At 71.3% G+C, this 21,027-nt stretch carries 19 protein-coding genes; 7 read left to right on the forward strand and 12 right to left on the reverse strand.

What is annotated here, in order from left to right; translation table 11 throughout:
• Nucleotides 1–103: 103 nt before the first annotated feature.
• From DVS28_RS01120 to DVS28_RS01160, 10 genes are all read right to left on the reverse strand, one after another.
• Complete coding sequence (locus DVS28_RS01120) at nt 104–1,282, reverse strand: S10 family serine carboxypeptidase-like protein (protein ID WP_216826319.1); 1,179 nt, start codon at nt 1,280–1,282, stop codon at nt 104–106.
• The gene (locus tag DVS28_RS29090) at nt 1,267–1,674 is read right to left on the reverse strand and encodes a hypothetical protein (protein WP_216826320.1); all 408 of its coding nucleotides are present in this window, start codon (nt 1,672–1,674) and stop codon (nt 1,267–1,269) included. The genes DVS28_RS01120 and DVS28_RS29090 overlap by 16 nt, the downstream gene beginning before the upstream one ends.
• A gap of 325 nt (nt 1,675–1,999) precedes the next feature.
• Entirely contained in the window at nt 2,000–2,644 is a 645-nt protein-coding gene (locus tag DVS28_RS01125; RefSeq protein WP_114589808.1) for an FMN-binding negative transcriptional regulator, read from the reverse strand.
• A gap of 17 nt (nt 2,645–2,661) precedes the next feature.
• Nucleotides 2,662–3,651 carry an aldo/keto reductase gene (locus DVS28_RS01130; RefSeq protein ID WP_114589809.1) on the reverse strand — a complete coding sequence of 330 codons (990 nt, stop codon included), beginning with the start codon at nt 3,649–3,651 and terminating at the stop codon, nt 2,662–2,664.
• Between the two features lie 24 nt (nt 3,652–3,675).
• Entirely contained in the window at nt 3,676–4,569 is an 894-nt protein-coding gene (locus DVS28_RS01135; protein WP_114589810.1) for an NAD-dependent epimerase/dehydratase family protein, read from the reverse strand.
• Nucleotides 4,570–4,755: 186 nt separating this feature from the next.
• A complete protein-coding gene (locus DVS28_RS01140) occupies nt 4,756–6,531 on the reverse strand; it encodes an HNH endonuclease signature motif containing protein (RefSeq protein WP_114589811.1) in 1,776 nt (591 codons plus the stop codon).
• Nucleotides 6,532–6,630: 99 nt separating this feature from the next.
• Nucleotides 6,631–8,001, reverse strand: a complete 1,371-nt coding sequence (locus tag DVS28_RS01145) for an NADH-ubiquinone oxidoreductase-F iron-sulfur binding region domain-containing protein (RefSeq protein ID WP_114589812.1) — start codon at nt 7,999–8,001, stop codon at nt 6,631–6,633.
• Between the two features lie 81 nt (nt 8,002–8,082).
• Nucleotides 8,083–10,185 (reverse strand): hypothetical protein, encoded by a 2,103-nt coding sequence (locus tag DVS28_RS01150; RefSeq protein ID WP_114589813.1) that lies wholly within the window; start codon nt 10,183–10,185, stop codon nt 8,083–8,085.
• A 94-nt stretch (nt 10,186–10,279) separates the two neighbouring features.
• Nucleotides 10,280–11,017 (reverse strand): glutamine amidotransferase, encoded by a 738-nt coding sequence (locus tag DVS28_RS01155; protein ID WP_114589814.1) that lies wholly within the window; start codon nt 11,015–11,017, stop codon nt 10,280–10,282.
• A gap of 40 nt (nt 11,018–11,057) precedes the next feature.
• On the reverse strand, nt 11,058–11,399 hold the full coding sequence (locus DVS28_RS01160; RefSeq protein ID WP_114589815.1) for an iron chaperone: 342 nt from the start codon (nt 11,397–11,399) through the stop codon (nt 11,058–11,060).
• Nucleotides 11,400–11,465: 66 nt separating this feature from the next.
• Between DVS28_RS01160 and DVS28_RS01165 the strand changes: the two genes are divergently transcribed.
• Nucleotides 11,466–12,356, forward strand: a complete 891-nt coding sequence (locus DVS28_RS01165) for a sulfotransferase domain-containing protein (protein WP_114589816.1) — start codon at nt 11,466–11,468, stop codon at nt 12,354–12,356.
• Between the two features lie 7 nt (nt 12,357–12,363).
• Here the strand turns inward: DVS28_RS01165 and DVS28_RS01170 are convergent, their stop codons facing one another.
• A complete protein-coding gene (locus DVS28_RS01170) occupies nt 12,364–13,617 on the reverse strand; it encodes a sensor histidine kinase (protein WP_164709767.1) in 1,254 nt (417 codons plus the stop codon).
• A gap of 115 nt (nt 13,618–13,732) precedes the next feature.
• On the opposite strand from DVS28_RS01170, the gene DVS28_RS01175 reads away from it, so the two are divergent.
• The 5 genes from DVS28_RS01175 to DVS28_RS01200 all read left to right on the forward strand — a co-directional run bounded on the left by DVS28_RS01175 (nt 13,733) and on the right by DVS28_RS01200 (nt 17,488).
• Nucleotides 13,733–14,455: a ZIP family metal transporter gene (locus tag DVS28_RS01175; RefSeq protein ID WP_114589818.1), complete on the forward strand. Its 723-nt coding sequence runs from the start codon at nt 13,733–13,735 to the stop codon at nt 14,453–14,455.
• 41 nt (nt 14,456–14,496) lie between these two features.
• Nucleotides 14,497–14,889, forward strand: coding sequence for a cupin domain-containing protein (locus tag DVS28_RS01180; protein WP_114589819.1), 393 nt, complete (start codon nt 14,497–14,499; stop codon nt 14,887–14,889).
• A gap of 51 nt (nt 14,890–14,940) precedes the next feature.
• Nucleotides 14,941–16,386: a YbbN family protein gene (locus DVS28_RS01185; protein ID WP_114589820.1), complete on the forward strand. Its 1,446-nt coding sequence runs from the start codon at nt 14,941–14,943 to the stop codon at nt 16,384–16,386.
• The gene (locus DVS28_RS29850; protein ID WP_273701367.1) at nt 16,383–16,910 is read left to right on the forward strand and encodes a UGSC family (seleno)protein; all 528 of its coding nucleotides are present in this window, start codon (nt 16,383–16,385) and stop codon (nt 16,908–16,910) included. The genes DVS28_RS01185 and DVS28_RS29850 overlap by 4 nt, the downstream gene beginning before the upstream one ends.
• 110 nt (nt 16,911–17,020) lie before the next feature.
• Nucleotides 17,021–17,488 carry a hypothetical protein gene (locus tag DVS28_RS01200; RefSeq protein ID WP_164709768.1) on the forward strand — a complete coding sequence of 156 codons (468 nt, stop codon included), beginning with the start codon at nt 17,021–17,023 and terminating at the stop codon, nt 17,486–17,488.
• A gap of 42 nt (nt 17,489–17,530) precedes the next feature.
• Here the strand turns inward: DVS28_RS01200 and DVS28_RS01205 are convergent, their stop codons facing one another.
• A complete protein-coding gene (locus tag DVS28_RS01205) occupies nt 17,531–18,337 on the reverse strand; it encodes a hypothetical protein (RefSeq protein ID WP_114589824.1) in 807 nt (268 codons plus the stop codon).
• A 276-nt stretch (nt 18,338–18,613) separates the two neighbouring features.
• Between DVS28_RS01205 and DVS28_RS01210 the strand changes: the two genes are divergently transcribed.
• Nucleotides 18,614–21,004 (forward strand): apiosidase-like domain-containing protein, encoded by a 2,391-nt coding sequence (locus DVS28_RS01210; protein WP_164709769.1) that lies wholly within the window; start codon nt 18,614–18,616, stop codon nt 21,002–21,004.
• The last annotated feature ends 23 nt before the right edge of the window (nt 21,005–21,027 follow it).

Consider the following 21,027-nt stretch of genomic DNA (forward strand, 5'->3'; position numbering starts at 1 on the left):
GGCGCAATGGCAGAGCCTCCCGCTCCTTGTACTGGAGCCATGGGGACGCTACACGGTGGACACCGTCTCGTGAACCCGGTTCACAAAGGTTGTTCGATCCGTGCTACCCCGGGCTCGTGATCCCGTACAGCTCGGCGACGTCGGCGGTGAAGGCCGAGCGGCTGTGGCCCAGCGTGTAGAACATGTGGCCGCCGTCGTAGGCACGCAGGCGAACGCGGCCGGCGGCGGTCGGGTCCAGGCGCATCTGGTTGACCAGCCGCTGCGAGGTGTGCAGCGCCGTCACCAGGTCGTGGCGGCCGTGGACGACCAGGACCTGCAGGTGCGGGTTGACGGCAAGGCCATAGCGGAGGTCGTCGGTGGCACCGCCGGGGCTCTCCAGCGCGTGGGCGTCCTCGTCGGCCCGCCATGCCTTGTTCACCGCCATGCTGAGCAGGTGGTACTGCCGCTCGGTGGCCACGCCGATCTCGCCACGGATCACCTGGTTGGCGCCCATCGTGAAGGCCGCGGTCATGCCGTGGAGGGTGTGCTCGGCGCCGCCGAAGGGTTCGCGGTCCGGGAAGGGGTCGACGACGGTCTGGGTGGCGTCGTAGAGGCCGAGGACCTGCTGCTCGTCGCGCAGCAGCTCACGGACGAACCGGTCGATCGGGATGCGGCCGTGCAGCCGCTCGACCAGCGCCGGGTCGAGTCCGGTCAGGTCGGCCAGACGGGACAGGACCGCCGCTCGTCGTTCGGGGGCCATCGCCGCGCCCTGGGCGAGGAACGTCACGTAGTCGGTGGCGGCGAAGCTCGTGGCGGCGGCCATGACCTCCTCCACCCCGGCGGCGTCGTCGACCCCGCGGATCCTCCCGTGGTGCAGGGCTGCGGCCGCCATCGTCGGGACCACGTCGACGAACCCCTCCACGGAGTAGTCGGTCATCGTCAGCGGCGCGAGCTCCATGGCGGGGGAGATCAGCACCACGCCGGACAGGCCCACGCCTTCGTCGACGGGGAGGGAGCGGGCCAGGCGGCCGATCCGGTAGCCGCCGTAGCTCTCGCCGGCCAGCCACACGGGTGAGGCCCAGCGGCCGTTGGCCGACAGCCAGCGGGAGGTGAACTCGCGCAGGGCGGCCAGGTCGCTGGCGAAGCTGTAGTAGCCCGGGTCGTCGGCCTTGGCGTCCTTGCCGTTCTCCTTGCCGTCCTTGGCGGGGACCGGGCGGGAGAAGCCGGTGCCGACGGGATCGACGAACACCAGGTCGGTCCACGGCAGCCAAGAGGCGTCGTTGTCGGTCAGGCGGACGGGCATGGCGGGCAGCGAGCCGTCGTCGGGGACGACGATCCGGCGAGGTCCGATGGCCCGACGTGGAGGAAGGCCGAGGAGGCGCCGGGGCCGCCGTTGAAGACGAACGTGACCGGCCGTTCGCCGGGGTCGGCGCCGTCGAGGGTGTAGGCGACGGCGAACATCTCCGCGGCGGGCGACTCCTCGCGACGCAGCACCGTCCACCCGGCGGTCGCGGTGACGTCGAGGGACTCGTGGCCGTCGGGTGCCCATGTCATCGCCGCGCTGGCCCCAGCAGGCGGCCGGTGCTCGGGCGTCACCGTGTCTGCGCTCGGCGTGTCTGCGGCGGTGTCTGCGGCGGGGGCGGCGTGGGTGGGCGCGTCGGTGGGCTTGTCGGGGGAGCGGTCGTCGGTCGGCATGCGCGTCAGCCTATTCGCGTGCCCACGGCTCGGGCGGCCGCGTCCCCGTGGCCGGGCGGGCGTGTGCGATCGGCGGCCTGGAGGGTGGTCGATGTCACCCGGGTCCAGCCGGCGTGCGCGTTCCACAGCCCGAGCGGTCGGGGATCGCACACGTTGGAGGAGGGTGGGCGCGTTGGACGGCTGTAGCGGTCGGGGATCGCACACGCCGGGGGAGGGGGTGGGTGCGTTGGCCGGCTGGAGCGGTCGGGGATCGCACAGGCCGGTGGAGGGGGTGGGTGCGTTGGGCGGCTCGGGAGGTCGTGGACCGCACACGCCGGGGGAGGGGTCAGGTGTCCTCGGACAGTGGGCGGAGGCGTTGGTGGGCGTCCATCCGCTCGGCCAACGCGGGGTTGTGGTGGGGGCCCTCCTGGCGCAGCGCCTCGATGACCCGCTGGACCACCTCCGGCGGCTTGTCCTGGCTCATCTTGTCCTTGGCCTCGTAGCGCTCGACCCGTAGCGAGAACCCGACCGTCCCCGACACCAGCCGGTCGGCGTAGTCGCTGTTCTCGGCGTCCCGTCGCAGGCGGAACGGTTCGGGCAGCGGCGCCTCGAAGTAGTCGACCAGCCGTTCGAGCACGTCGAGGTTGGTGTCGGTGTCCAGCACCTCCGGGGTGCCGTGGCAGTGCACGGCCACGAAGTTCCACGTCGGGACCGCCGGGCTGGTGCCGTACCAGCTGGGTGACACGTAGCCGTTGGGGCCCTCGAAGACGACGAGCACCTCGCGGGTCCCCAGCTGGTGCAGCTCCTCGTCGGGCCGTCCGACGTGGCTGAGCAGGACGATGTCCTCGGCCGTCTCGTCCAGCAGGAACGGGTAGTGCGACGCGACCAGCCCGTCGTCGCCGTGGCTGATCATCGTCGCCCACGGGTTGCGGCGGATGACGCCCTTGACGACGTCGTCATCGGACAGGACGGTGTCGGGGTTGTGGCGCATGCCCAGTCTCTACCCGGCTACCGGCCCACCCATGACATGTCGCGGTAGCGGGCACCGGCCACGCCGTCGGCGAAGACCGCCTGGATGGCCGCCAGCTCGTCGTCGGTCAGCTCGACGGCGACGGCGGCGACGTTCTCCTCCACCCGCGTGGCCTTGGAGGTGCCGGGGATCGGCACGACGTCGTCGCCCTGCGCCAGCAGCCAGGCCAACGCCAGCTGGGCCGGCGTGACCCCGCGGTCGGTCGCCATCGCCCGCACCTGCGTCACCAGGTCGAGGTTGTGCTGCAGGTTGTCGTCGTCGAAGCGGGGCAGCTCGCGGCGGAAGTCCGTCTCGCCCAGGTCGGCCGTCGACGTCACGGTGCCGGTGAGGAACCCTCGGCCGAGGGGGCTGTAGGCGACCAAGCCGGCACCGAGCTCGCGGCACAGCGGCAGGATCTCCTCCTCCACCTCCCGGCTCCACAGCGACCACTCGTTCTGGACCGCGGCGACCGGGTGCACAGCCGCCGCCCGGCGCAAGGACTCCGCCGATGGTTCGGAGATGCCGAGGTGGCGGACCTTGCCGGCGGCGACCAGCTCGGCCATGGCGCCCCACGTCTCCTCCACCGGGACGTCGGTGGCGACGCGGTGCTGGTAGTACAGGTCGATGTGGTCGACGCCGAGCCGGTCCAGGGAGGCGTCGCAGGCCCGGTGGACGTGGTCGGGGTGCCCCGAGATGGTCCGCTGGCTGTAGTCCTCGGGGTCGGCCACGATGCCGAACTTGGTGGCGATCACCACGTCGTCCCGACGGTCCCGAACTGCGGCCCCCAGCAGCCGCTCGCTGGTCCCGGCGCCGTACACGTCGGCGGTGTCGAACATCGTCACGCCGAGCTCGATCGCCCGGTGCACCGCAGCCGTGGCGCTGACCTCGTCGGCCGCGCCGTACATCGAGGCAAGGGACATGCAGCCCAGCCCGACGGCACCGACGGGCAGGTCACCGAGCTGGCGGGAGGGGAGGAGGGGATCAGCCATGGGCCGGCAGCCTACGAGCCCTCGTCAGCCGGGGGCATCCAGCTCGTCGCGCCAGGTGTGGACGGGGTCGAACCCCACCAGCCGATGTGCCTTGTCGATGGCGTAGAACGTCTCGTGCGGTCCCATCTCGCGTCGCACCTCCACGCCGTCGTAGAACCGATCGAGGATCTCCTCGGTGGTCGCGGCGACGGAGGTGTCGGCGTTGGCGACGTTGAAGACCTCGTAGCCCAGGCCGTCGGTCTCCAGGCAGCGCTGGACCATCTGCCCCAGGTCGCGCGCGTCGATGTAGGCGAAGATGTTGCGCCGCCGCAGCGACGGGTCCTCGACGTAGGCGGGGAAGTTCGCGGCGTACTCGTGGGGCTCGATGACGTTGTTGATCCGCAGGCCGTAGACGTCGATGCCGGAGCGGGCCTGGAACGACCGGGCGGTGACCTCGTTGGCCACCTTTGACATGGCGTAGCTGTCCTCGGGGACCGTCGGGTGGTCCTCGTCGACCGGCACGTAGTCCGGCTTGCGCTCGCCCTGCGCGAAGCAGACGCCGTACGTGGTCTCCGACGACGCGAAGATCACCTTCGGGATGCCGAGCGCCATCGCCGCCTCGAAGACGTTGTAGGTCGACAGGACGTTGATCCGGTACGTCTCGCTGTCCGGTTCGATCAGGATCGCGGGGATGGCGGCGAAGTGGACGATCGCGTCGTAGGACGGCACGGCGTCGAGGTCGAGCTCGTCGAACCCGGCCGGGGCCTTCAGGGCCGAGACGACCTGGCCGGCGTCGGTCAGCTCCACCCGCAGGTCGTGCACACCATCGAGGCCCAGCGGAACACGGTCGGCGTTGGTGATGCGGTGCCCCTGCTCGAGGAGGTAGGGGACCACGTGGCGTCCGGCCTTGCCGCTGCCGCCGGTGAAGAAGATGCGCATGCCCCCGGTCTACCCCATGGCGGATGGACGCGAACGGGCCGCTACCCGCCGTCGGATCCTCTCAGCCGATCAGCTGAGCGACGTCCTGGCGCCGCGACGAGCGCCAGCTGGTCGCCGCGGCGGGCCTTGGTTGACCCCCGGCACGCCCGGGCAGCCCAACGGCCCCGCCGGTCGGCGGGGTGCGGGTCAGATCGGCAATCGACCATCGCCGTCGGCGGGACCGTTACCGGGGTGGACGCCGGGGTCGTGATCGAGGTCGTCGTGATCGAGGTCGTCGTGATCGAGGTCGTCGTGATCGTGGTCGTCGTGTTCGTGGGCGCTGCCGGGTGGATCGTCCGGGCCGGGCGTCGGTCCGCCGTTGTGGTTGTCGCGGGGGAACACCGCCGATCGTCGGACCGTCGTGCCCCGGCGTCGACGGTGGATCGTGACGGTGCCGGTCGGCAGGTCCCACTCAAGCGTCCAGCCGTCGTGGTGCACCGCCGTGTGGTGAAACCGGCACAACGGCACCCCGTTGTCCTGATCGGTCGGACCGTCGTGCCGCCACCAGATCACGTGATGCAGATCCGTCCAGCCCATGGGCCGGCCGCACGGCTCGCCCTCTCCCGATGGGAACGCACAGCCACCGAACAACAGCTCGGCGGCACGATGCTGCGCGGCCGTCCACACCCGCGTCGACCGTCCGATGTCCAACGGCATCCCCGACGGCGACAACACCGCCCGCGTCAACGACGCATCGCACGCCAACCGCCGAGCCGTCTCGGGCGAGATCACCGTCCCGAACGACGTCACCCCCGGCCGGTCCGCATCACCGGTCAACGTCTCGGCCGGCACCGTCACCGTCACGTGTGGCTTGACCCCCCGCGAGGTCGGCAGCTCACCCGCCGCCAGGCCCGCCGCGACCAGATCGAGGAACGCGTCGTAGCGACGTTGCTCGGGGGTCCGCAGCTCCGCGGCCGGGGTGTTCTTCGGGTCCGGCGCCTCACAGGCCTGCAACCCGGCGCGCAGCAGGTCGTAGTCGTCATCGGTCAGGTCGGCCCGCAACACCCGTTGCCCGGTCGTGCGATCGGTCCACAACCGCACCGACCGGCGGGACCGCTGGGCGGCCGCCGCACGCTCCAACGCCTCGGCATCCTGCGACCGCAAGCGGGTCGCCTCTCGCCGGACACGGTCGGGCGATGACCCCTGGACGGCCTGCTCCACCAGCGCGTCCTGGCGGGCACGCCGGGCCGCTTCCTCTTCCGCCGCCTTCGCTGCCCGCTCCTCGGCGCGTTCCCTCGCCAGCTGCTGCTCCCGCTCGGCAGCCTCCCGGGCCAGCCGCATCCGCTCGGCCATCGACGCGGCGTCGGCCTGCGCCTGCTGGTCGGCCCGTCGCCGCCGTTCCCGCGCCTCCTCCTCTTCCGCCATCCGGACACGAGCAGCAGCTTCCTGATCCGCCGCCTGCCGTTCCGCCGCCGCCACGATCCCTGCCGCGTGGTCGTGGGAGATCGACCCCGCCTGCAGCATGTCCACCACGTCCGGCCGGTCGATCAGCCCCTCCGCCAGCCGTACCTCTCTCGCTGCGGTCGCCGAAGAGACCGACAGGGCCTGCGTCGCCCACGCCTGCAACGAGACCGCCCCCTCGGCCTCCGGCAGTCCTGCCTCCCGCGCCGCCAGCATCGCCCGCAACCGAGCCGCCGACAGGGCCGCATCCAGATTGGCCAGCCCCGCGACCACGGTCTGCAGCTCGGCCGGGTCGGCCAGGTCCGCCGCATCGGAACCCGCCAACCATCCGTTGATCCGTCCCAGCCCCTCCAACGCCCTGGTCACCGCCGGCACCGGCCCATCACCCACCGGCGGCATCCCCGCGAGATCGTCCGCGGTGGTCCAGACGCTGACGGGAACGTCCCCGAGGCCCTGTGCGCGCAGGACGTCGACCAGCTCGTCCCAGCCGACCTCAACGCCGCGTTCCACCACCGTGTTCACCTCCTGCAGAAGCTCGATCTCGATGTACTTCGCACCCTACGCCGGGGGTGTGACATCGGGATCGGCGGAGGCGTCACGCTGCGGCCGCACACCCAACCATCACCGAGGTGATTCCGGTTCGGCAGCGCCGTCCGGGTCACCCGGTTCGGTGGTGGGGTAGGACCAGTCGCGGCGCTTGCGGTGGTAGTCGGGGTCATAGCGGACCACCCCGTCCTCCAGCAGGACGATCTTGGGGACGTCGACGGCGACCTCGGGGTCGCCGGGCACACCCAGCCGGGAGCGGAAGGCCTCGCCGAACTCCTCCATCATGCTGCCGATGGTCAGCTGCGCCCCGACCGGCAGGTAGCAGCGACGGCTGTTGGTGACCGTGGACAGCGTGGCGCGGATCTCCGCGAGGTCGCCCGTCGTGCCGTCCCCCGCGTCGATCCGCTTGAGGGCGTCAGCCATCGTCGCGGTGCCGAGCTGGCAGGCGTTGCACTGTCCACAGGACTCCACCGCCAGGAACTCCGCGAGCCGCTCGGTGACCTGGACGACGTCGCGGTGGCTCCCGTAGACGACGAACCCGCCGGAGCCCAGGCCGGTGCCCGCCTCGGCGAAGGAGTCGAAGTCCATCGGCAGGTCCAGCAGCCTGGGGGTGATGACGGTGTTGGAGACCCCGGAGATGACGAACCCGATGTCCTCAGCTCCTGCGTGATCCACCAACAGCTCCCGCAGCGAGGTACCGAGCGGCAGCTCGTACAGCCCGGGACGCGTGCAGTCGCCGGACACGGTGAAGATCATCGTCCCGGCGGCGGTTTCGGTGCCGACCTGGCGCCAGGCCGCGGCGCCCTCCCGGAAGACGTGCGCGACGTGGCTCAGGGTCTCCACGTTGTTGACCGCGGTGGGGTTGGGCTGGTCCATCGTGGCGTGCAGGCCCTGCATGTAGGGCGGCAGGATGCGTGGCATCGGCAGCTTGTGCTCGATGACCTCCAGCATCGCGCTCTCCTCGCCGTAGAGGTACTCGTCGGGACCGGTGACCACGATGATCCGATCGGCGCCCTCCCAGCCGGCGGCGGTCGCCTCATCGACCGCGTTGCACAGGCGGGTCACCTGGTGCTCGTCGTGGGCCTTGACCCCGATGACTGCCTCGACCGCACCGATCCCGTGCAGGGCGATGCAGATCCCCTCGATCAGCTGGAAGGGGTTGGCGGCCACGAGCGCGCGGTCCTTGGCAGTGCCCGGCTCCCCCTCCGCACCGTTGCAGACCAGGTAGGCGGTGGAGTCGGACTCTCGCGCTCCCTCCCGCACCGACGCCCACTTGGTGCCCGTGAGGAACCCCGCGCCGCCACGGCCCCGGAGCCGTGACTCGCGGACCTCGTCGATGACCTCCTCCGGGGTCAGCTCCAACGCCGTCGCCAACCCCTCCCCGCCACCGCCGTCCACGTAGGCAGCGAGCGACGGAACGGGGGTCGGCGGGAGCAGCAGGGCCATCAGGTCGCCAACCTAACGCCCTGCAACCGGCGGGGCAGGTCCGCGCCAGCAGGAGTACGCCGCGGCCCGTTCGCCCCGACCTCAGTGCTCGTGGACGACCCCGTTGCCGTGGGTGTGTCCCGGCTCCTCCACTCGCGCGTCGGGGGAGATCACGTGCTCCTCCGGCAGGTGGGAGTGGCCGTGGGACGCCTCGATCGCGTCGATCATCCGCTGACGGGCCTCGGCCTCGGTGAACCGGTCGGCCGGCTGTCCGCCGGGCAGGTCGTCGGTGCGGACGCCGTAGGGGTTGGTGTGGGTGTTGGCGTGGCTGCAGGCCGGGTAGTCCTCGTCGCCCCACGGCTGGATGCCCGACAGCTCGACGGCCACACACGCCACCCACGGCGCGAAGGTGGAGGAGACCGACACGGTTTCCTCGTAGTGGCCCTCGCCGCAGGACTCGTACTCCAGGCCGCCCAGCGGCACGAGGCCCGGGCCGACGCCGGGGTAGCCGGCGTCGCCGATGGGGTCACCCGGCGCCTCGATCAGGTGGAAGTCGTAGCCGGGGATGATGTAGCCCAGCTCGTCCTGGCCGAGGCCCAGCACGAACAGGTGCTCGGCGTCGGGGTAGGTGTCGCTGATGACGGGCTCGTGGGGACGACTGGTGTCGGCCTCGGGGCACGCGTCGTAGGTCCCCTCCCCACCGTTCCAGTGCGGGAACGTCTGGTCGACGCGACCGTAGCCGCCCAGCTCGATCTCCGGTGACAGCTCGCCGGGCACCGTCAGGAACACGGCGTCACCGATGGTGACGCGGACCATCTCGGTCTGGTTCTGCGGGCCGAAGGAGTCGACGTACACGCCGTCGGTGCGGTCCTCGGGATCACCCCACGACTCGGCACCGACGAAGGTCGGCAGGTCGAACACACCGCGGAAGCTGAGGGCGCGCAGGACGTTGTTGTCGGCGTCGAAGGTGAAGACCCGCCGCTTCGCGTCGATGGTCGGCAGCGCCTCCACCGGGGCGTCCTCCAGCGCCTCGAGCGCCGAGATGGCGACGAGCTCACCGATGGCCTGGGTCCGTTCCCAGCTGACCGACGAGCCGTACTGGGTCCCGTCGGGGCCGGTGATGTCGACACCCAGCGGGGTCTGCAGCCCGCCGACGGCCCCGGTGAAGAAGATGGCCGGGGCGCCGGTCTCGGCGGTCAGGTACTCGCGGGTCCAGGTCGGGAAGTCCGAGGAGATGTACGGGTTGTTGGAGCCCTGCGCCTCGGGGTGGTTGGACCAGTTGACGATCGTGCCGATCACCTCGCCCGTCTCGGCGTGGACGAACTGGCCGGACGGGACCTCGCCGTCGACGACGAAGGGCGGGCGCGAGTCGCGGATGCCCATCGGCTGTGCGCCGCTGGCCCACTTCGCCTCGGCGGGGACACGGGCCTCCCACGCCTCGCGGACCGCATCGATGATCTGGGAGCGGATGAACGCCTGGTAGGCGGGGAACTTGCCGTCGGTGTTGAGGAACAGCTGGCCCCAGTAGCCCATCGTGTCCACGCCCTCGTGGGTGTGGGTCGAGCTGACCACGAGCTCGTCGATCGGCATGTCGGGGTAGCGGGCGACCAGCTCGCGGCGCATCCGCTGGACCTCGATGTTGAACAGCCCAACGACATCGAGGGACACCATCGCCACCGTGGTCTCGCCGTCGTCGACGACCATCGCCGAGGCGAGCGTGTCGTCGTTGGCACCGAGGGCGCAGATGGCGCCGAAGCCGGCGTTGCCCCACACGCCGTCCCACTTGCCGGTGGAGTCGGGGTCGCCGTAGATGTCGACGCCGCGCACGCCGTACGGGCCGGGAACCTCCACGCCGTCACCGGCGGAGTTCCACGGCTGGTCGACGAACGGTTCGGGCGCGGCACCGGTCGGCGGCTCACCGTCGAGCACCGGCGCGGCGTCCTCGTTGGTCACACCGGAGTAGCAGCCGTCGCCGTCGAGGTCGACGTAGGGCTCGCCCCACACACCGGTCTCCGGGTGAGGCGTGAAGAACTGGGCCCACTCTGCCGGAGGTTCACCGACCGGCGTGATCGTCCGGACCCCGAAGCCGACACGGACGGCCGGGTCGTCGGCGGTGGCGGGTGCGGCGGACTGCAGCAACGGCAGCACCAGGGCGATGGCCAGCGTGGCGACCGCGATCGGCAGGAACGAACGACGGCGTGACATCTTGCTCTCCTCGTGGAGGCGACGTCGGCTCTGTGGTCGCCCCGAAGAAGAGGTTCGACGCGGTGGTCGCGAATTCCTGCCGTGGCGGTTCGGGTCAGGCGACGCGGGTGCGGGCGTACCGGTCCACGAACGTCGCGAGGATCCGCATCGGGTGCTCGACGGTGCGCTGGCGGGCCCTCGCGATCAGCAGATCGGCCTCGTGCGGTTCGAAGTAGCCGGCATCCTTGTACACGTCGATGCGGGTCTCGATACCGGGGAGGTCCAGCTCGGGGTGGAACTGGGTGGCGTAGACGTTGCGACCGATCCGGAAGGCCTGCACCGGACAGGTCGGGGAGGAGGCGAGGCGCACCGCGTGGGCGGGCAGCCGGCGGATCGCTTCCTTGTGGCCGAGGTAGGCCTCGAACGTCTCGGGCAGGCCGGCCATCAGCGGGTCGGCCGTCCCCTCCTCGGTCAGCGTGATCGTCATCGGTCCAACCGGTTCGGAGTGGGTCCGGTCGACGATCGCGCCCTGATGGGTGCCGAGCGTGCCGATGCCGTAGCAGGCACCGAGGAACGGCAGGTCCCGGGCGACGACCTGGTCGAGCAACGCGCTGACCTCGGCTTCGACGCGTTGCTGGGCGGCGGACTTGACCGGCTCGGTCACGTTGTAGGGGCCGCCACCGAGGATCACGCCGGAGTAGTCGTCGAGGTCGACCGGCCCGAGGGGGCCCTGCTCCATCCTGACCCGGTGGAGGGTGGACTCCTCCAGGCCGGAGAAGCGCAGCATGGCGGCGTACTCGTCGTCGGCGGCACGGTCGACGGTGCGGTGGGCGAGGAGGAGGAACGGCTTCACGGCCCGTTGATCCTACGCCCCCGGACGTGTCGGGCCGGGGTCAGGCGATCTCGGCGAGGCGCAGCCGCACCATCGCCTCGACCACATGGTCGGGGATCGGCTGCGCGGCGGTGAACCGGATGGTGCCCTTGGACAGCGAGGAGCCGTCCAGCTCCGAGGCGACGGCGTCGACCACGGGCGGGCTGAACGGGTGGGCCGACAGGTGGTTCTTGCTGGACGTGAATCCGATCAGCGGCTTGCCGCCGGACCGGAAGGCGGCCATGCCGTAGCTCGTCGACTGCTCGGCGTCCGGCGCGACCCGCATGACGATGTCGGCCGCCCGCCGAACGGCAGCGCGGTCGGGCTCGGCCAGCCCCTCGATGAACGCGTCCACGGTGCCCACGTCCGCACCGTACCGCCTCGTCCCTGCCGGCCACTCGGCGATTGCGCGACAGGCACACTGCGGGGCGTGGGCCGACCCAGATACCGATCGCGTGACGAGGACTCCAGTCGCTGGGGTGGCCTGTCGCGCCGGGACGGCGACATCGTCGTGTCGACGCGGACCAAGCACGGGACGACCTGGGCCCAGGCGATCCTGCTGCACCTGATCCACGGCCCCGACCTGCCGGCACCCCTCCCCGTCGTCTCGCCGTGGATCGACCACCTGGTCGAGCCGTTGCTGGAGGTGCTCGGCCGGCTCGAGGCGCAGGAGCACCGGCGCGTCATCAAGACCCACACGCCGCTGGACGGGTTGCCGTGGCGAGAGGGCCTTGGCTATGTCGTGGTGGCCCGCCATCCGCTGGACGCCGCCACGTCGTTGTTCCACCACATCCGCAACCTCGACCGGCGACGGATGGCCGAGCTCGCCGGGCAGCCGGTGCCCGCGGGTCGACCGGTCGTCGAGCTGGGCACGTGGCTCAGCCGCTGGGTCGTCGACGACGCCGATCCGCGCCAGCACCTCGACTCGCTCAACGGCGTGGCTCACCACCTGATCGATGCGTGGCAGCGCCGTGAGGAACCCAACGTCGTGCTGGTCCGCTACGCCGACCTCGTGGTCGACCGGCGACGCGAGGTCGAGCGCCTGGCCGTTGCCCTGGACCTGCCGCTGGAGCACGTCGACTGTGCCGTCGAGGCCACGTCGCTGGAGGCCATGCGCGACAACGCCCACCGGATGGTCCCCGACCCCGTCGGCATCATCCTCGACCCCAGCCAGTTCTTCCGCGGCGGCCGGGTCGGCGACGGCCGGCGGCTGGATCCCCGCCTGGTCCAGCGCTACGAGGAACGTGCGGCCGAGCTGTTCCCACCGGACCTGCTGGAGTGGCTGCACGGCGGCGAACCGGTGGGGGACGCGCCGGCCTAGTACCCGGTCAGGCGCGGGGCAGGACCACCTCGAAGCAGGCACCGCCGTGATCGGTGGCGCGGTAGCTGGCCTCGCCGCCGTGGGCTCGGGCCAGCTCCTGGACCAGCCACAGGCCCAGGCCGATCCCGCCCGACCCCGACGTGGTGAAGGCGTCGAACAGGCCGTCCTGCCGTTCGGTCGGGACACCCTTGCCCTGATCGGTCACGGCGATGGTCACGGCCCGGCCGTCCTCGGTCGCGGTCACCTCGACCGGCGGTCGGCCGTGGCGCATCGCGTTGCCGATCAGGTTGTAGAGGATCTGGTCCAGCCGGTCGGGGTCAGCCTCGACCATCAGCCCGTCGGGGATCGCGACCGACACCTCTCCCTCCTTGGGAGCGAGCGCCTCGAGGGTGGCGGCGACCACCTCGGCCAGGTCGGTCGGGTGGAGCTCCAGCTCGAGCTGACCTCGTTCGACACGGGCCAGGTCGATCATGCCGTCGGCCACGCGGGCCAGCCTGGCCCCCTGTCGTCGGGCGAGGCCGACCAGCTGCTCCTGCAGCTCCGCTGGCTGGTCCGGGGTGATGGCCTTGAGGGCGCCGTTGATGGCGGTCAGCGGCGAACGGAGGTCGTGGGCGAGCGAGCCGACGAGACGGGCACGCAGCAGGTCGACCCGGGCGACCTCGGTCAGCGCCTGGGCGGTGCGTTCCCGCTCGCGCGCCAGGTCGCGGGCCAGCAGGCCGGCGACGAGCGCGACGAGGAGGGCCAGCCCCATGCGGAACCCGATGGAGGAGGGGGAGAAGCTGATGTCCTCGAAGCGGTCCGCCGCGAACGCCTGGCGGGCGGTGTACAGCACGGCCGTGCCGCCCCACGCGATCAGCGCACCCGGCAGGCGGAACCGGGCCGCGCCCAGCAGCGGGGTGAGGAACAGGATCGCCCAGTGGGCCGACCCCGGATCGAAGCTGTAGGCCAGCACCAGCCCGTTGGCGACGAGCACGTCGAGGGCCGTCGTGGTCAGGGCCAGGCCACGGGCGCGCGGCAGCGTGGACGCCCAGCGCGTCATCAGCAGGGCCAGGACGACCATGTTGACCACGGCCATCACGACGACCAGCCCGAGGGATGCACCGGCCCACCCCGGCGGATAGGGCAACGCCGAGTACGTGATGATCTGGACCAGGGCGAAGACCGCCGCGAGGGTCCGCACCCAGAGCATGGTGCGTTCGGACCGCAGCAGGTCCGCATGGCGGCGCTCCGCAGGGGAGGGTGGCAGGTCCGGAGTGGTCATCAGCCAGTGCATGGTGCCCGACGTTCGGTGGAGGGGAGGGGTCGGACGGCCAACTCGGCCTCGTGTCGTGTTGGCCTGTCGTGTGAGCAGCGGGGCTGCCGGGTACCGGCCCTGCATGACGACGACGTGGGTGACGGGATTCCTCGCCGTCTGCCTTGCGGGGCTGCACCTGGCGGGGCGGCGGCTGTTCGAGGTGGGGGCGGTGCCCCGTCGGGCATGGCTGTCCGCGGCGTCGGGTGTCTCGCTGGCCTACGTGTTCGTGCACCTCCTGCCCGAGGTGGCGCACATCGCGGCGGAGCTCGAGGAGTCCACCGGCTGGCTGGCGTCGGTCGAGCGCAACGCCTGGCTCATGGCGCTCGTCGGGTTGCTGGCGTTCTACGCCCTCCAGCAGCAGGCCGAACGGTCCAAGGCGGCCGAGCAGGACCGCCAGACCGACGACCGGGTCGGGTGGGTGCACATCGGTGCCTACGGCCTCTACAACATGGTGATCGGCTACTTGCTGCTGGAGCAGGCCCGGCTGTCGGACAGCTCGGTCTGGTTGTTCGCCGCGGCGATGGGTGTGCACTTCGTCGTCAACGACCACGGCTTGCGCGAGGACCACGGCCGGCTGTACCACGACACCGGCCGCTACGTCCTTGCCGCAGCGGTGCTGGTCGGGTGGCTGGCAAGCCTGGTCGTCGTGTTGCCCGAGGTCGCCGTCGGCCTGCCCCTGGCCTTCCTCGCCGGGTCCATCGTCCTCACCGTGGTGAAGGAGGAGCTGCCCGAGGAACGCGAGAGCCGGGTCGGCCCCCTGGTGCTGGGTGCCGCTGGATACGCCGCGATCCTCCTGGTGATCTGACTGCCGCGGTCTGCTCCGCGCGCGGGTGCAAGGATCGCGTCATGCACCAACAGGACCCCGCACGACCCGCCCGCGTCGTCGGTGAGGACGAGCTGTCCGTGGCCGACCCGACCCCCGGCATGACCCGACGCCTCGCGTTCCGGACTGACCGCACCTGGACGGGGACGGTCGAGACCGCCCCCGGCGTGGCCAGCGGATGGCATCACCACGGCGACCACGACAGCACCCTGTACGTGGTCGCCGGGACGCTGCGCATGCAGTCGGGGCCGGGCGGAACGGTGGTCGACGACGCCGGCCCCGGCGACTTCCTGCACATCCCGCCGTACGCCGTCCACCGGGAGTCCAATCCGGGCGAGGTGACCTCGCGAGCGGTCATCGTCCGGGCAGGGGAGGGTGTGCCGACGATCAACGTCGACGGGCCCGCCCCGGCCTGACACTATTTCGGCGGGGACCGCAACGGCACCTGCGGTGTAGCGTCACCGTCGATGGTTTCCACGACCGTGCCGGACCTGCCCGAGGGCTTGGTCGCCGTGGTCAAGCGCGACTGCCCGACCTGCGTGATGGTGGTCCCCGTCCTGGAGCGGCTGTGGGCCACCGGCCTGGTGACGGTCGTCACGCAGGACGACCCCGCGTGGCCGGCCAGCGTCGACCCACTCCACGACGAGGACCTGGCGCTGTCGTGGCACCACGACATCGAGGTGGTGCCGACGTTGCTGAGGGTCGCCGACGGAGAAGTGGTCGACCGGATCGTCGGCTGGGATCGCGAGGAGTGGGAGGCGTTCACCCGCCTGTCCGGGCTGGGTCCGGACCTGCCGGAGTTCCGTCCGGGGTGCGGGTCGCTGTCGGTCGACCCCGACGTCGTCGACACGCTGCGGGCACGGTTCGCCGGCGACGGGCTGACCAGCCGCCGGGTGGAGCTGGCGTCGGCCGAGGACGACATCGAGGCGATGTTCGACCGTGGCTGGACCGACGGCCTGCCCGTTGTCCCGCCCACCCCCGAACGGGTCGCCGCCATGCTGACCGGGACCACCCGCGCGCCCGACGAGGTCGTCGCCGTCGTCCCGCCGAACCTGGCCGAGGCGACGGTGGAGAAGGTCGCAGTCAACGCCGTCATGGCCGGCTGCCGGCCGGAGTACCTCCCCTTCGTCATCGCCGCCGTCGAGGCCGCCTGCTCGGACCGCTTCAACATGCACGGGCTGCTCGCGACGACGTGGTTCGCCGGGCCGGTCGTCGTGGTCAACGGGCCGGGCGCCACGCGGATCGGCATGAACAGCGGCATCAACGCCCTCGGGCAGGGCAACCGCGCCAACGCCACGATCGGGCGGGCGCTCAACCTCGTCGTGCGCAACCTCGGCGGCGGGCATCCCGGCGGGGTCGACCGGGCAACGCTCGGCCAGCCGGGCAAGTACACGTTCTGCTTCGCCGAGGACGAGGCTGGCTCGCCCTGGACATCGCTTGCGGTCGACCGCGGGTTCGCCGCCGACGCGACCACCGTGACGGTGTTCGCCGGCTGTGGGGTGCACGGGATGATCGACCAGATCAGCCGACGGCCCGAGTCGCTGGCCGCGTCGATGGCCGCCAGCCTGCGCAGCGTCGCCCACCCCAAGCTGGCCATGGCGTTCGACGCGATGCTCGTCGTCGCGCCCGAACACGCCCGGGTGTTCGCCGATGCCGGCTGGGACCGCGGACGCCTGCATGCCGAGCTGACGTCGCTGCTGACCATCCCGGGTGCGGAGATGGTGCGGGGGGCCGGCGGGATCGACGAGGGCCTGCCCGAGGGACTGGCGGAGATGGACATCCCCAAGTTCCGGCCCGGCGGGCTGCTGATCGTCCATGCCGGCGGCGGGGCCGGGATGTTCTCTGGCATCATCGGCGGATGGGTCAGCGGCGAGGCCGGCAGCGACCCGACGACCGTGGAGGTGAGGACGTGAGCTCGACGAGATGGGTGCTGGACCCGACCGACGAGACCACCCCTGCGGTCCGGCCGCGTACCCCTCGCCCCGCCATCCTGGATGGGAGGGTCGTCGGGCTGCTGGACATCTCCAAGGCCCGTGGCGACGTGTTCCTCGACCGGATCGACGAGCGGCTGCGAGCCCAGGGGGTGGAGGTCCGGCGCTACCGCAAGCCGACGTTCGCCAAGCCCGCCCCCGTCGACCTGCGGCAGGAGATCGCCGAGCAGTGCTACGTCGTCATCGAGGCGCTGGCCGACTGAGGCTCCTGCACGTCGTGCAGTGTGCATGACATCGCCGACCTCGAACGCCGGGGTCTCGTGGGCGTGATGGTCGCCTCGACCGAGTTCGTGACGGCCGCCGACACCCAGGCCGACGCGCTCGGGTTCGACGTCGCGAGGGTGTTCGTCCCCCACCCCATCCAGGACCGCACCGACGAGGAGCTCGTGGCGCTCGCGGATCAGGCGTTCGAGGAGATCCTGTCGCGGGTGACGTCGGACTCGTGACCGAGGTCGCCTGAGGCACGGCCGTGCACCGTCACGCCTTCGGACCCGGCGGTCAACCAACACGGGTGGCCCCCTGCGTGGAGCGGCGTTGGTTGGGCATGGTGGGTTCCATGGTCCAACGAACGGCGATCGGTGTCCGAGGCGTGCTCCTGTGCGTCGTGCTCCTCCTGACGGCTGCCGCGTGCGCCGACGACATGGAGAGCTCGTCGGAATCGGCGTCACCCACGCCGACGCCATCGAGCGAGGCGGGGGCAGCGGCGGATGATGTCGACGGGTCGTTCCCGGACGTGATCGACGCGGATCTGGAGCGGTCGGGTGACACGTGGACGCTGTCAGCGACGATCTCCTCGCCCTATGACTCACCCGAGCGGTACGCCGACGCCTTCCGCGCCGTGGCGCCCGACGGGACGGAGCTGGGCCTGCGGGTCCTCACCCACGACCACGCCAACGAGCAGCCGTTCACCCGTTCGTTGACCGGGCTGGTCATCCCCGACGGCATCGAGGAGATCACCGTCGAGGGCCGAGACCTCGCCAACGGCTGGGGTGGTCAGACCGTGACCGTGGCCATCCCCGACTGAGGGGAGCGAGGGGGTCGACCGTTGTCGACCCCCTGCTGTTGGTCAGCGGCTGTCCTTGCCGGTGTTCACGAACTTGATGCACTGGCCCTGGTTGCGGAAGCCGAACCCGTCCCAGCCGCCGTTCTTGCAGTCGTCGGCGTTCTCCGGGTCCGCGGCGAACAGCTCGTGGTTGTCCACCTTGATGCCGCCGTCCACGTCGATCACGGTGAACCAGCCGTAACGGTTGCCGCCGACCTCGCCCGGGATGGTGTCCGCCGGGGTGTTGCGGGTCTCGGTGAACAGCACGGTGCCGTTGCTGTCGAGCAGGTTGAGGTCCACGGCCAACGTTCCATTGTGGTCGCGGAACACGTGCTGGAGCGTGTACCAACCGGCGTCGGTGACCTCGACGTGGTTGCGGGTCTCGAGGTCCTCGAACACGGCGAAGTTGGTGTTGTTCGAACCGGCGACGAGGAGGGCGTTCTCTGAGGCGTCCTTGGCGACGTGGAAGATGAAGTCCCGCTGGTGCAGTCCATCGGTTCCGGTGGCGGCCACCGAGTAGTCGAAGCCCTCGCCGGCGTCCCAAGAGGGGTCCAGGTAGACGTCGATCTCGGCGGTCCAGCCAGCGGTCCAGGTGGCCCGATAGCCGTCGAAGGGGGAGAACGGCGCCGACACTTCGTCGCCCTCGAAGGTGGCGGTGCCCGTGCCCGGGTTGTGGGTCACCGTGCCGTACCAGTCGTCGTCGCTGTCGTTCCAGCCGTCGGCGTCATCGGAGAAGTCCTGGACGTACAGCGGCCCGAGGGCAGCAGCGGCCGTGGCGAGACCCATGACGAGCATGGCGGCCAGGAGCGTGGTGGTCAGTGTTCTGCGCATGGCGGGATCGATTACTTGTCAACTCGCGGGGTCCGACACGGCTCCGTCGAAGGCCTATCCCTGCGGCTTCCCCCAGTTCGGAACCCACCCGGCCCGTGCCGACGGCCTCCCCTCCCCTCTGATCGTTGGGAGACCGATGGGCACGCTAGTCCACAGCGATACGTACCGAAAGGTCGAACGGGGAACGTTTTCAACTAGTCATCGCAGGCCGTGATCGCCCGGATGGGGTGGTCCTCCCGGCCCGTCGAGGTCCCCACGGTCGTAGACTCCACTCGTGTGGCAACGCACCCTCGACTTCTCCTGACCCTGCTGTCCGTCTCGCTCGTCCTGACCGCCTGTGCCGGTCAAGCCGACGTCTCGGACCCCGGCGCGTCGACCGGCGACGCGCCCGTGGCGACCTCGTCCAGCCCGGCCGACCCGGAGCCGTCTTCTGACGAGCCCACGGCCACCGATCAGTCGTTCGCCGAGGGTGGGGACGGCCCCACCATCGCCGACAGCGCGGATCTGACCCCGCCCAGCTTCCCGCTCGCCGTCGACCCGACGGGCAACCACCTGGTCGACGCCGACGGCGACCCGTTCCTCATCCACGGTGACGCCGCGTGGTCGCTGGTCCTGCAGCTCGACCCCCAGGAGACGGCGGACTACCTCTCCACCCGGCGGGACCAGGGCTTCAACGCCCTCGTCGTCAACCTGATCGAGCACGAGTTCGCCGACGACCCGCCACGCGACGAGGCCGGCCGCGACCCGTTCCAGTCCCCCGGGGACTTCTCCGCACCCAACGACGCCTACTTCGACGCGGCCGTCGACCAGGTCCGCCAGGCCGCCGACGAGGGCTTCATGGTCCTGCTCGCGCCCGCCTACCTCGGGTTCGACGGTGGCGCGGAAGGCTGGTACCAGGACATGCTGGCCTCGGGCGAACAGGTGATGGAGGACTACGGCCGGTACGTCGGGGAGAAGTTCGCCGACGCCGACAACGTCATCTGGTTGCACGCCGGTGACTACTCGCCGCCGCCGGAGGGGCTTCGCCTGGTCGAGGCGGTCGACCGGGGCCTGTCCGCCGCCGGGGCCACGCAGCTCCGCACCGCCCACGGCAGCCCCGGCGACAGCGCCAGCGACCTCGGCCTCGACATCGCGCTCGACATCGACGCCACCTACACCTACGACCTGACCTACCTCGGGTCCCGCGAGGACGAGACCGACGAGGTGGACATCCCCCACTTCCTGTTCGAGACCGCCTACGAGACCGAGCGCGACCTGACCCGCCAGCAGTTCCGCGCCCAGGCCTACGGGCCCCTGCTGAGCGGGGCCGTCGGACAGGTCTACGGCCACTCCGCCATCTGGCAGTTCGTGTCGACCTGGCGAGAGGCCCTCGATGCGCCGGGTGCACAGGACCAGGTGCACGTCCGCACCCTGTTCGAGCGACTCCCGTGGCCGCAGCTCGAACCCGACCTCAACGCATCCGTGGTCGTGGAGGGGTCGGGGAACTACGGGCAGGGCGACTTCGCGATCGCTGCGTCGACGCCCGGCCGCCAGGTCACTGTGGTGTACCTGCCCGCCCTTCGCACCATCGGCCTGGACCTCCAGCAGGACCCGTCCGGCGCGACGGTGCAGTGGTACGACCCGGTCGAAGGCACCACCGTGGACGCCGACCCCGAGCTGACGGGCACCGGCCTGCGGGTCACGCCACCGGGGCCGAACGCCGGTGGGGACGACGACTGGGTCCTGCTGGTGGAGACCACCGGAGACGGCGTCCCCGAGGAGCTGTCCAGGGTGGAGGGCAGCGAGCGGATCTCCACCGCCGTTGCGGTGTCCCAGCGGGTGCTCGACGGGGCCGGGGCGGTGGTCCTCGCCAGCGCGGCGGACTTTCCCGACGCCCTGGTGAGCGCCCCGCTGGCGATCGCCGAAGACGCGGCGTTGCTGCTGACCGACAGGTCGTCGGTGCCGCAGGTGACGCTGGACGAGATCGAGCGGCTCGGCGCCGGGCGGGTGGTCGTGCTGGGTGGCCCGGCAGCGATCGACGAGGAGGTGGTTCGGGCCCTGCGCCAGCGGGGGCTGGACGTCGAACGCACGAGCGGTGAGGACCGGATCGCCACCGCGGTGGCGGCAGCACAGCGGAGCGGTGGCCAGCCCCCGGTAGTGGTCCTCGCGTCGGGCTTCGCCTTCCCCGACGGGTTGTCGGGTGCGGCGCTGGCCGGCGCGCTCGGGGCACCGCTGCTGCTGACGGACGGCACCACGGTGTCGCCGGCTACGGCGGACGTGATCGGCCAAGCCGAGGTCCTGGTGGTCGGCGGACCCGCGGTGGTGGCAGAGCGCGTGCTGGTCGAGCTGCGGGACCAAAGTGCCGACGTGACCCGCCTCGGCGGCGACGGCCGCTACGACACCTCCCGGCTGGCAGCCGAGGAGGTCGCCGGCCGGACGGGCCAGCCGTCCTCGGTGTGGATCGCCACCGGCCGCGACTTCCCTGATGCGTTGTCGGCTGCGGCCGCGGCCGTTCGCGACGACGGTGTTGTGCTGCTGACCGAAGGCCTCGCCGACGCCGTCCCGACCGCGACGGGTGCGGCCCTCGGTTCGTTCGGCACGTGCCGCTCGCAGGTGCGCCTGGTCGGGGGCACCGCAGCCATCTCCACCGCCCACGAGGGCGCGATCGCCGGACGGCTCGCCTGCTGACCTGGGGCAGCGCGAGGGGGTCG

The sequence above is a fragment of the Euzebya pacifica genome, from assembly GCF_003344865.1.
GTDB lineage: Bacteria > Actinomycetota > Nitriliruptoria > Euzebyales > Euzebyaceae > Euzebya > Euzebya pacifica.

What these genes read in the sequence shown, in the direction of transcription:
- DVS28_RS01120 (WP_216826319.1), bottom strand. Translation starts at nt 1,282, where the DNA reads ATGCCCGTCCGCCTGACCGACAACGACGCCTCTTGGCTGCCGTGGACC.
- DVS28_RS29090 (WP_216826320.1), bottom strand. Translation starts at nt 1,674, where the DNA reads ATGCCGACCGACGACCGCTCCCCCGACAAGCCCACCGACGCGCCCACC.
- DVS28_RS01125 (WP_114589808.1), bottom strand. Translation starts at nt 2,644, where the DNA reads ATGCGCCACAACCCCGACACCGTCCTGTCCGATGACGACGTCGTCAAG.
- DVS28_RS01130 (WP_114589809.1), bottom strand. Translation starts at nt 3,651, where the DNA reads ATGGCTGATCCCCTCCTCCCCTCCCGCCAGCTCGGTGACCTGCCCGTC.
- DVS28_RS01135 (WP_114589810.1), bottom strand. Translation starts at nt 4,569, where the DNA reads ATGCGCATCTTCTTCACCGGCGGCAGCGGCAAGGCCGGACGCCACGTG.
- DVS28_RS01145 (WP_114589812.1), bottom strand. Translation starts at nt 8,001, where the DNA reads ATGGCCCTGCTGCTCCCGCCGACCCCCGTTCCGTCGCTCGCTGCCTAC.
- DVS28_RS01150 (WP_114589813.1), bottom strand. Translation starts at nt 10,185, where the DNA reads ATGTCACGCCGTCGTTCGTTCCTGCCGATCGCGGTCGCCACGCTGGCC.
- DVS28_RS01170 (WP_164709767.1), bottom strand. Translation starts at nt 13,617, where the DNA reads ATGACCACTCCGGACCTGCCACCCTCCCCTGCGGAGCGCCGCCATGCG.
- DVS28_RS01175 (WP_114589818.1), top strand. Translation starts at nt 13,733, where the DNA reads ATGACGACGACGTGGGTGACGGGATTCCTCGCCGTCTGCCTTGCGGGG.
- DVS28_RS01180 (WP_114589819.1), top strand. Translation starts at nt 14,497, where the DNA reads ATGCACCAACAGGACCCCGCACGACCCGCCCGCGTCGTCGGTGAGGAC.
- DVS28_RS01185 (WP_114589820.1), top strand. Translation starts at nt 14,941, where the DNA reads ATGGTTTCCACGACCGTGCCGGACCTGCCCGAGGGCTTGGTCGCCGTG.
- DVS28_RS01200 (WP_164709768.1), top strand. Translation starts at nt 17,021, where the DNA reads ATGGTCCAACGAACGGCGATCGGTGTCCGAGGCGTGCTCCTGTGCGTC.
- DVS28_RS01205 (WP_114589824.1), bottom strand. Translation starts at nt 18,337, where the DNA reads ATGCGCAGAACACTGACCACCACGCTCCTGGCCGCCATGCTCGTCATG.